Source organism: Nostoc sp. FACHB-892 (genome assembly GCF_014698795.1).
Lineage (GTDB): Bacteria > Cyanobacteriota > Cyanobacteriia > Cyanobacteriales > Nostocaceae > Nostoc.
This window is the reverse complement of record NZ_JACJTR010000013.1, coordinates 201,190-209,404: the sequence shown is the minus strand read 5'-3', so window position 1 is coordinate 209,404 and position 8,215 is coordinate 201,190. Positions and strand designations below refer to the sequence as shown.

Sequence of the window (8,215 nt, the reverse complement as noted above, 5' to 3'; positions counted from 1 at the left end):
TGTCATTGATGGAGTTCAAAGAAGAGGTGAAAAGAGAAGCTACAGTACACAACGTGTAAAATTTGACTCTCATTCTTCTGCTTAATTTTTTGTTACATACTTATAAAATTTCACCACGACTTACTTAACTCAAAAGCTTTGTGTTGCAGAGACGTGGTAACACACGTCTCTGTCTCATAAAACTATTGCGGTATTTTTGCACCCGTTCTTTATTGAAGGAAAAAAATGACTGACTCCATCTTCAAGAAGTTAGCAGCTGCAACGGTAGGAACTGCTTTGATTTTTTCGTTAGGGGAGACTATGCCTGCTCAAGCAGCAGCCCTAACTTATAATTTTTCTAATGACGATAAAACTCTCATAGGCACTTTTTCATTCGAGCAAGCAGCAGCAGATGATCAAGAAGTAACGATCGCAGAAGGTTTAAAAATTTCTGCTAGATATGGTGGCCAGTCATATACTGAAGCGGATGATCCTTTAGCGTCAGTTTTCACCGACTTTTCGGGAACAATTTTTAACCAAGCGGGGTTAGGGTTGTATTTTACACCTAGCACTTTTAATGTCTACCGCGAAAATTTTATCAATCTGAATGATTTGACTGCTGCGGGTGTTCAGACCGTCACTTATACCAGTGTTCCAGAGCCAAGTTTGATGCTTGGATTGTCTGTATTCGGGTTGAGTTTGTTCTTGGGTAAAAAGATAGCATCTTCTTGACCATCAAGTACAAAAGCTTAAACCAGATTATCAAGAATAAACTGTTAGGCAGTGATTTGCATTTCTCTAAAACAGGGTGGAATTATCCACCCTGTAAATTTTTAAACTTATTTTTATTGCCATTATTGCTGCCAATAACGAAATAAAGCTAAAAAGTGACCAATAATTCAGATTTACATCCATTACGAACCCACAATCTTAACAGGGGTTGCTACAGCATTCCCTGGCGATTCCAGCTTTTTCTCAGTTAAATGGCTGGTATCGGCTTTGTTGTGGTCTTCGTTTAAAGTTTGATGGTTGTAGATGAACATAGGAATAATCGAGTCTTACAATAGCGGATTTTTAGACGTTATACCAGAGGGTGAAGACAGCGACTATTGGCAGATTGCAGCTATACATATCAATGGCCAAGCCTACTGCCCTACCCCCCGGCTTTATCGTTCAGAAAAAGTAGCATTGGCAAAAGCTGCACAAATTTATGATTGGCTAGCTAGCCACGAAGGAGAAATTAGTAATGGGGCTTGCAACTGCTCTGAGTTGAAACTCATTCTATGGCAGCAACCGAAAGTATCTTAAGTGTTAACTCTGCACTCCTCAAAACAATCGGTAGGAATCCCATCCCTTCAAAGGGTGTCCGGGATAGCCGCCCGTCGATTTAGTCACTTGTACTGAGCGTAGTCGTAAAGCCTGCATCTCAAACTGTCATAGAGCAAAGGTAATGACTTAAGTCCTTAAATATGAAAAAATAGTCAGATAAGGAAAGCGCTGAGTCAGCAGCGCGGTTAGGAAATTGGTAGGTTTATACAATATTGCTAATATGCTGCAACTAACTGTATAGATTGATCAAAAAGCGGCAATTAACAGCGATAAAAGTAATCGCTGTTAATTGCCGCTTTAAAATTATCTGCATTCTAAGCGGGCTATCTATTAAGTAAATTTGTCGTTGGTTTTTAACCAATTTAAATACGCATATAAAAAAGCTTTGTGTAGAAACGATCGCAATCCTCAGATTATTGACTTCTTTGAGAAGTAAGGAATCTCACTATTCAGTTGCATGAGTAAAATATACATGGATTAGTTTAGATATAATAATGACTCATTCTTTGTTTTCCTAACTGGAGAAATTAATGGGTCGCGCCAAAAAGGTTGTCCTGGCATATTCTGGTGGAGTGGATACCTCTGTTTGCATTCCTTACCTCAAACAGGAGTGGGGTGTGGAAGAGGTGATTACCTTAGCAGCAGATTTAGGCCAGGGAGATGAATTAGAACCAGTTCGAGAAAAAGCTCTGAAATCGGGTGCAAGTGAATCCCTTGTGGCGGATGTCAAAGACAGCTTCGTTAAAGATTACGCCTTTGGAGCGATTCAAGCTAACGCCCTTTATGAAAATCGTTATCCTCTCGGAACTGCCCTTGCTCGTCCACTGATTGCCAAGGTATTAGTCGAAACAGCCGAAAAATATGGTGCTGATGCGATCGCTCATGGTTGCACCGGCAAAGGTAACGATCAGGTTCGCTTTGATGTCTCAGTTACCGCCTTAAACCCTAACCTGAAGATCCTCGCACCAGCCAGAGAATGGGGCATGAGCCGTGAGGAAACGATCGCCTATGGTGAAAAGTTTGGTATTCCCTCACCAGTCAAAAAATCCTCTCCTTACAGCATTGACAAGAATTTACTCGGTCGTAGTATTGAAGCTGGTTTACTCGAAGATCCGTCATTTGAGCCACCAGAAGAAATTTATGAGATGACCAAAGCGATCGCTGATACTCCTAACGAGCCAGAGTACATCGAAATTGGTTTCCACAGTGGTATTCCGACAACCCTCAATGGTATAGCTAAAAAGCCAGTTGAGCTAATTGAAGAACTCAATCAGGTGGTAGGAAATCACGGTATTGGACGGATCGATATGATAGAAAACCGTCTAGTTGGGATCAAATCGCGGGAAATCTACGAATCACCTGCGATGTTGGTGCTAATTCAAGCACATAGGGATTTAGAAAGCTTGACTTTGACGGCAGATGTCACCCATTACAAACGTGGGATTGAAGAAACTTACAGCCAAATCGTTTACAACGGTTTGTGGTACAGTCCACTCAAAGTTGCACTGGATGCCTTTATTCAAAAGACACAAGAGCGAGTCTGTGGAACTGTGCGAGTCAAGTTGTTCAAGGGCAACTCTATAATAGTTGGACGTTCTAGCGATAATTCCCTCTATACTCCCGATTTAGCAACCTACGGAGCCGAAGACCAATTTGACCACAAAGCTGCTGAAGGCTTTATCTACGTTTGGGGGCTACCAACTCGTATTTGGTCACAGCAAGTTAGAGGTTAGGAAGATGAGGGAGATGAGGGGGACAAGGTAAAATTTTCTCCCCCATTTTCCCCTGCTCCCTCATCTCTCCACTTCCACTACTTACTCTTCTGCTGCACCCTTAACTTGGCGAGACTCTAGCCACAGGGGCACAATAATTAAGGCAGCTAAGATTAATAACGCTGCGATCGCAAATTGACCCACCCAAGCAACCAATTGTTCTAAAGAGACAATTCTGCCAGCAAAGAAAGCTAATGTCACCATCAAACTAGCCCAAGCAACTGCTCCTAAAAAGTTGTATAAAAAGAATTTTCCAAAGGGCATTTCGGCTATACCAGCTAGTGGTGCCGCAAAAACTCGCAACAATGCCAAAAAGCGCCCAAAAAATACTGCTTTGGCAGAATTTTGACTAAATTGTTCTTTAATAGTCAGCAGTCGCACTTCAGAAATCCGAAAGATGCTACCAACTTTCACCAGGAAAGACCAACCGCTAACCCTACCAATCCAATAACCACAAGTACCACCAATGATAGCGCCCATAATTGCGTCACCGAGAACCAGCCAAAAATTTAGTTCATCGCTGCCAGCTAGAAACCCGCCTACTAAGGTCACGGTTTCGCCAGGCAGGGGAATGCCTAAATTTTCTAGCAAAATTCCCAAAAAAATTGCCCAATACCCGTAATTGTGGGCGACTTCCTGGATATTTTCTAGTGAAATCAGCTCTAAAGACATCCCGTACCGCCGTCTTTACAAATTTTTACTTTTATTATATCTTTGCTTGTTTATGCGCGGGGTGTCAATCAAACCGCTACATTTAACCATTGAGTCATTACTTTGAATTCTGAATACTTCATAGATTAAAATCTATGCTACCTATTAACTTTTGATATTATGCATTTTATTTTTTAGAGTTTATTACTACAAATTAATATTTATTAAAAAAAAATTAAAAGTATTTATAAAAAATTTATCAATAGCCAGTTGAATTATAAACATTTCGTAAAAGATACGGTTGATACCGAAATTGTTAAGCGTTTATGCCTATATTGGTGAAAGTTATCATAAATTATACGGCATGAATACTGAAATAATGTCTCTCAGCTGCACTACTCTAGTTATCCAAATATCTGGGTAAAACAGTGATTTTGCTGTTGAAACAGAAAAGGTATTAATGTCTTTTTCAATTTTTTGTCAAGTGTTCCAATTACCCTGTTAAAGTCATGATTCTCACACAAGAACTTCAAGTTATTTTGTTTAAACCCCAAGGAAGCATAGATTTGGAAGGCGGCAAGGCTTTGAGTGTACAGATGGCTGGAGTAGTACCCCAAGCTGATCAACTCTGGGTTATCGACTTAGCAGAAGTTAATTTCATGGACAGTTCTGGGTTAGTGCCTTTAGTAAAAGGGTTGAAAGCTGCACGTCAGAGTGGTTGTCGCTTGGTTCTATGCAACGTGCAAGCTCCTGTACGGTTAATTTTGGAACTCACCCAACTAGATTCAGTGTTTGAGATTTTCCCCACTTATGAAGACATTTTTACCCCCGTCAAAGATAAAAGTCTGGTGCTAGCAGGCTGAGTAATAAATCTACCTATAGAAGGATGGTGGAGTCAAGCAATATTTGCATTCTTCAATATTATCAAAGATAACAGTCTGGTGCTAGCAGGCTGATTTTCTTTTTTGTTTAGAGAAGAATGTTAAAGGAAATTCATCGCTTTGAGATAGGTAATCTCTATAGCACACCAGTAAATATGCTTACTGGAAACCATGTACTTAAATCAGTAAAGCAAGGAATGGTTATAATATCAGCCTTTGCGTTATTTATAACTCCATAGTTGTTATTTTTGCCTTGGTGTACTACCTGGATGTCCCCAAGACACTTTAATTTCCTATGCCAATTTATTACCTTTTCGATTCCACTAGAATGGTAACTTTAGGCATTCTGGGGAGTTGAAATGTTAGTTTCTTCGGATGCTGGGCGGGGGAAATTGGGCAAATCAATGCCACTGTGACTAGCATTGCGAGTTTTGAGTGCTAAACGGTAACTCACACTTTGCAGTTCTGCTTGTAGTTGGCGATTTTCCCGTTGTAGCATTGCTACCTTTTCTCTCACTGGCATCATCCGCTCCTCAAACTTCCGACGGTAAATTTGAGGCAACTCTTGTACTACTTGCTCCAACATCCGAGTGCGATCAGTAAGTTCTTGGACTGACTGTCGCAATTGGTAAATTTCGGAGTCACGACTTGTAATCTGCTCTTGGTAGAACGCCACCTGCTGCTCCACAGCTTGGAGTTGTTCTTGCAAAGCCTGTAACTGGCTCAGATCACGCTCAAGATCCAGCTGCTGGGGCATAAAACTAGTGTTACCCTTTACCAGCCGGAAAAGTTCTTGAGATAGTTGTTGTACTAATTGGTCACGAAGTTGCAGTTCTTGTCGTAGCTGCGATACTTCCGTAGAGAGAACTTCAATATTGGGTGTATCAGATTGGCTCACAGTAGCTTACAGCTCCCATTCAGAATCTTGTCCACTCTTAGGTATAACTGCGGGAGTACTACCTTTGGCAAGTATTTGTTAATTTAGCATTCCCAAGTAAGTCACGAAAAAAGAAAAAACAAAATTTTATTGAATAGGGAGTGGGAAATTGGGAATGGGGAATGGGGATTGGTATTTCCGCCTTGTTCTCCCTATTCCCTATTCGCTAGACCGTTGCTGCCACTTTAGTGGGTTTTTCCTTTTCTTCTTTAGGGGGTTTTTCCTCTCCGACTTCCTGCTTAACTGTCAAATATCGAATCACTTCTTCACTCAAGCGCATGGCGCGTTCAAAAGGTGCGATCGCAGTTGCAGGCGCAGTGTAATTTAACTGGATGTAGATGCCATCGCGGTGTTTTTTGATTTCATAAGCAAGACGACGCTTACCACGATTTTGAATTTGCATATCCTCAGCGCCCTGGTCGCGAAGCAAATTCTGGTATTTTGTAATTGCTTGCTCTACCTGTTCCTCTCCCAGGTCAGGGCGAAGAATGTACATTGTTTCGTAACTTGTAGTCATATTTTTCAGTCTCCTTATGGACAAAAATGGCTGCTGATATTAATTTATACCTGTTTTAGTTCAAAATGCCAGTATTAATCAACATCTGAAGCAACAAGGAACTATAATCTTACCAGTTTTCAATTTGAATCATTAGCCAAATCGCCAAAATTTGGATTTTTTGGATGTCCCTAACGAAAACTAAGTCGGGAGGCAACCCCGATATTTCTTTAGCAAGATTGCTCAAGCTATTAGCTTGTCCAAGGGGTGTTTTTCCTTAAGGGCATCTATAGCGATCGCTTTCAGGCTCAAGGCTTAATCGGTTCGCTAAAAAGCTAACTGAGGATTGCTACTTGCTCACAGCAACAAAAAAGCAGATAACAAGGATATTCATCAAGGTTATGGCGCAGCGCTATGTGCGAATTCAAAATCAAGAAGGACAGATTTACTATGGGATACTACAATTATCCCTCAATGTGCAGATACTAGATGCCCCGCCCTGGTTACAAGGACAACCCACTGATTTAACTTTGACACCAGAAAATTACCAAATTCTGGCTCCCTGCGCTCCTTCAAAAATTGTGGCGGTGGGTAAGAATTATGCAGACCATGCAGCCGAAATGGGAACTTCAGTACCTTCTGAGCCACTAATTTTTCTCAAGCCACCCACGTCTATCATTCCATCTGAGAGGGAAATTAAGTATCCTCCCCAGTCACAAAGAGTTGACTACGAAGGAGAGTTAGCGTTAGTGATTGGCGATTACGCCTTTGAATGTACACCAGAGGTAGCCCAAAGTAAAATTTGGGGCTACACCATTGCCAATGATGTAACAGCGCGAGATTTACAAAAACGGGATGGTCAATGGACGCGAGCTAAAGGTTTTGATACTTTTTGTCCCTTGGGGCCTTGGATTGTACGGGAATTAAATCCGGGAGCGAGATTGCAGACTTTTGTGAATGACGATGCTAATCCAGTCCAATCTGCCTGTATAGATCAGATGGTGTTTTCCCCCGATGTTCTAGTTTCTTATATCAGTCAGGTTATGACGCTACTACCCGGTGATTTGGTGCTTACAGGTACGCCGGAGGGCATAAGTCCATTGCAGCCAGGCGATCGCGTCCGCGTCGAAATTGAAGGTATTGGTCGCCTGGAAAACACCGTAGCGACCCGTTAACTTCTAACGCACTTGCATATATACTGCATCGGAAATCGCCGGAATTTCCGCATAACGTCCGCTTACTGACTGGATGACTGAATATGCAACTGCTGCTACTATGCCTAAAAAGATGGTGTTAGCTACTGTTTCTATTGCAAAGCCAGTACCAGGAACCTGACCTAAAACTTCTACCAGTATGGAACACAAAAATATAACTATGTCCAAAAGAATCGCCTGCATTGTGTTGAAACGAATGAAGTGACTGATTTTTTCGTTTCTCACCACTAATAGAAACAAGGCAAAGAACACAATTATTTGTCCAAATTGTCCTAAACTACCGTAAATTATTAGCACTGGTTGCAGTGGTACAAGCAGAACCCGTAGTGCTGGAAACTGATTTAACAAAAAGCTGCCAAAGACTAAACCATCAACTAGGGGTAGCAAATAAGGCAAGGAAGCAAAAATTCGATCTGAAACGGTTGTAGACCCACGCCAAGACATTATGCGTTCTCCTGTGGTTAAATTTCTATAGTTACTTGAGCTTAGGATAACGCAGTTACTTGGTCTTGCTGGCAAATTCAACTATTCTATATGGGCGATGCGAAAACCCATCACACACTCATACTGGTCTGGCTGCTGTTGAGCAAGTTTGTGAATGGCTTGACCACAACGTAGTTGACCTGCACGCCAACGCGGTTGACCGCTCCTGTCAGCGAGTAAACAAGACTGGCAAACTTGCTCAGGGGCAAGGATTTGCTCGTCCATTAAAATGACTAGCATCGAATCCCTCCTGTAAATCCTCATTGTTACCCACATTTCACTTAGGTGAGGATACGCTTTGTAGCGGTTCAAACGCTTCAGGTAGGTTGGATGCGCTTTGCGCGATTAAGTGTTGTGATTTGCAATAGCGCTTTGCGTCCGTCGTAGGCGATCGCAAGGGACACTTAAGAGCCACATCTACCTCTTTGTAGCAAAATGTGGGCAATGACAATTTTTATTAAATTGTCAAGTGA

General features: G+C 41.7%; 11 protein-coding genes. 5 read left to right on the top strand and 6 right to left on the bottom strand.

Annotated features, from left to right (window positions below):
- The first annotated feature begins 225 nt into the window (after positions 1-225).
- Positions 226-711, top strand: a complete 486-nt coding sequence (locus tag H6G96_RS19055; protein WP_190912890.1) for a PEP-CTERM sorting domain-containing protein — start codon at positions 226-228, stop codon at positions 709-711.
- A gap of 182 nt (positions 712-893) precedes the next feature.
- On the opposite strand, the gene H6G96_RS42415 is transcribed toward H6G96_RS19055, so the two are convergent.
- Positions 894-1,022 carry a hypothetical protein gene (locus tag H6G96_RS42415; protein ID WP_277932935.1) on the bottom strand — a complete coding sequence of 43 codons (129 nt, stop codon included), beginning with the start codon at positions 1,020-1,022 and terminating at the stop codon, positions 894-896.
- Between H6G96_RS42415 and H6G96_RS19050 the strand changes: the two genes are divergently transcribed.
- Both H6G96_RS19050 and H6G96_RS19045 read left to right on the top strand, forming a co-directional pair.
- Positions 1,015-1,287: a hypothetical protein gene (locus H6G96_RS19050; RefSeq protein WP_190729093.1), complete on the top strand. Its 273-nt coding sequence runs from the start codon at positions 1,015-1,017 to the stop codon at positions 1,285-1,287. The genes H6G96_RS42415 and H6G96_RS19050 overlap by 8 nt on opposite strands.
- A gap of 551 nt (positions 1,288-1,838) precedes the next feature.
- Positions 1,839-3,041: an argininosuccinate synthase gene (locus H6G96_RS19045; protein WP_190912889.1), complete on the top strand. Its 1,203-nt coding sequence runs from the start codon at positions 1,839-1,841 to the stop codon at positions 3,039-3,041.
- An 81-nt stretch (positions 3,042-3,122) separates the two neighbouring features.
- On the opposite strand, the gene H6G96_RS19040 is transcribed toward H6G96_RS19045, so the two are convergent.
- A complete protein-coding gene (locus H6G96_RS19040) occupies positions 3,123-3,752 on the bottom strand; it encodes a DedA family protein (RefSeq protein ID WP_190729091.1) in 630 nt (209 codons plus the stop codon).
- A gap of 488 nt (positions 3,753-4,240) precedes the next feature.
- Between H6G96_RS19040 and H6G96_RS19035 the strand changes: the two genes are divergently transcribed.
- Positions 4,241-4,594 (top strand): STAS domain-containing protein, encoded by a 354-nt coding sequence (locus H6G96_RS19035; protein WP_190912888.1) that lies wholly within the window; start codon positions 4,241-4,243, stop codon positions 4,592-4,594.
- A gap of 355 nt (positions 4,595-4,949) precedes the next feature.
- Here H6G96_RS19035 and H6G96_RS19030 read toward each other — a convergent pair whose 3' ends face one another.
- Both H6G96_RS19030 and rpsF read right to left on the bottom strand, forming a co-directional pair.
- Complete coding sequence (locus H6G96_RS19030) at positions 4,950-5,510, bottom strand: Npun_F5560 family protein (RefSeq protein WP_190912887.1); 561 nt, start codon at positions 5,508-5,510, stop codon at positions 4,950-4,952.
- A gap of 205 nt (positions 5,511-5,715) precedes the next feature.
- Positions 5,716-6,066, bottom strand: a complete 351-nt coding sequence (gene rpsF / locus H6G96_RS19025; protein WP_190912886.1) for a 30S ribosomal protein S6 — start codon at positions 6,064-6,066, stop codon at positions 5,716-5,718.
- A 380-nt stretch (positions 6,067-6,446) separates the two neighbouring features.
- On the opposite strand from rpsF, the gene H6G96_RS19020 reads away from it, so the two are divergent.
- A complete protein-coding gene (locus H6G96_RS19020; protein WP_190912885.1) occupies positions 6,447-7,220 on the top strand; it encodes a fumarylacetoacetate hydrolase family protein in 774 nt (257 codons plus the stop codon).
- A gap of 3 nt (positions 7,221-7,223) precedes the next feature.
- Here H6G96_RS19020 and H6G96_RS19015 read toward each other — a convergent pair whose 3' ends face one another.
- Entirely contained in the window at positions 7,224-7,703 is a 480-nt protein-coding gene (locus tag H6G96_RS19015; RefSeq protein WP_190729086.1) for a Tic20 family protein, read from the bottom strand.
- An 81-nt stretch (positions 7,704-7,784) separates the two neighbouring features.
- Positions 7,785-7,982, bottom strand: coding sequence for a hypothetical protein (locus tag H6G96_RS19010; RefSeq protein WP_190729085.1), 198 nt, complete (start codon positions 7,980-7,982; stop codon positions 7,785-7,787).
- Positions 7,983-8,215 lie beyond the last annotated feature (233 nt).

Excerpts from the sequence above, each read along its gene's own strand:
- H6G96_RS19045 (WP_190912889.1), top strand. The coding sequence starts at position 1,839 with ATGGGTCGCGCCAAAAAGGTTGTCCTGGCATATTCTGGTGGAGTGGAT.
- H6G96_RS19055 (WP_190912890.1), top strand. The coding sequence starts at position 226 with ATGACTGACTCCATCTTCAAGAAGTTAGCAGCTGCAACGGTAGGAACT.
- H6G96_RS19020 (WP_190912885.1), top strand. The coding sequence starts at position 6,447 with ATGGCGCAGCGCTATGTGCGAATTCAAAATCAAGAAGGACAGATTTAC.
- H6G96_RS42415 (WP_277932935.1), bottom strand. The coding sequence starts at position 1,022 with ATGTTCATCTACAACCATCAAACTTTAAACGAAGACCACAACAAAGCC.
- H6G96_RS19040 (WP_190729091.1), bottom strand. The coding sequence starts at position 3,752 with ATGTCTTTAGAGCTGATTTCACTAGAAAATATCCAGGAAGTCGCCCAC.
- H6G96_RS19010 (WP_190729085.1), bottom strand. The coding sequence starts at position 7,982 with ATGCTAGTCATTTTAATGGACGAGCAAATCCTTGCCCCTGAGCAAGTT.
- H6G96_RS19015 (WP_190729086.1), bottom strand. The coding sequence starts at position 7,703 with ATGTCTTGGCGTGGGTCTACAACCGTTTCAGATCGAATTTTTGCTTCC.
- H6G96_RS19050 (WP_190729093.1), top strand. The coding sequence starts at position 1,015 with ATGAACATAGGAATAATCGAGTCTTACAATAGCGGATTTTTAGACGTT.
- H6G96_RS19035 (WP_190912888.1), top strand. The coding sequence starts at position 4,241 with ATGATTCTCACACAAGAACTTCAAGTTATTTTGTTTAAACCCCAAGGA.
- rpsF (WP_190912886.1), bottom strand. The coding sequence starts at position 6,066 with ATGACTACAAGTTACGAAACAATGTACATTCTTCGCCCTGACCTGGGA.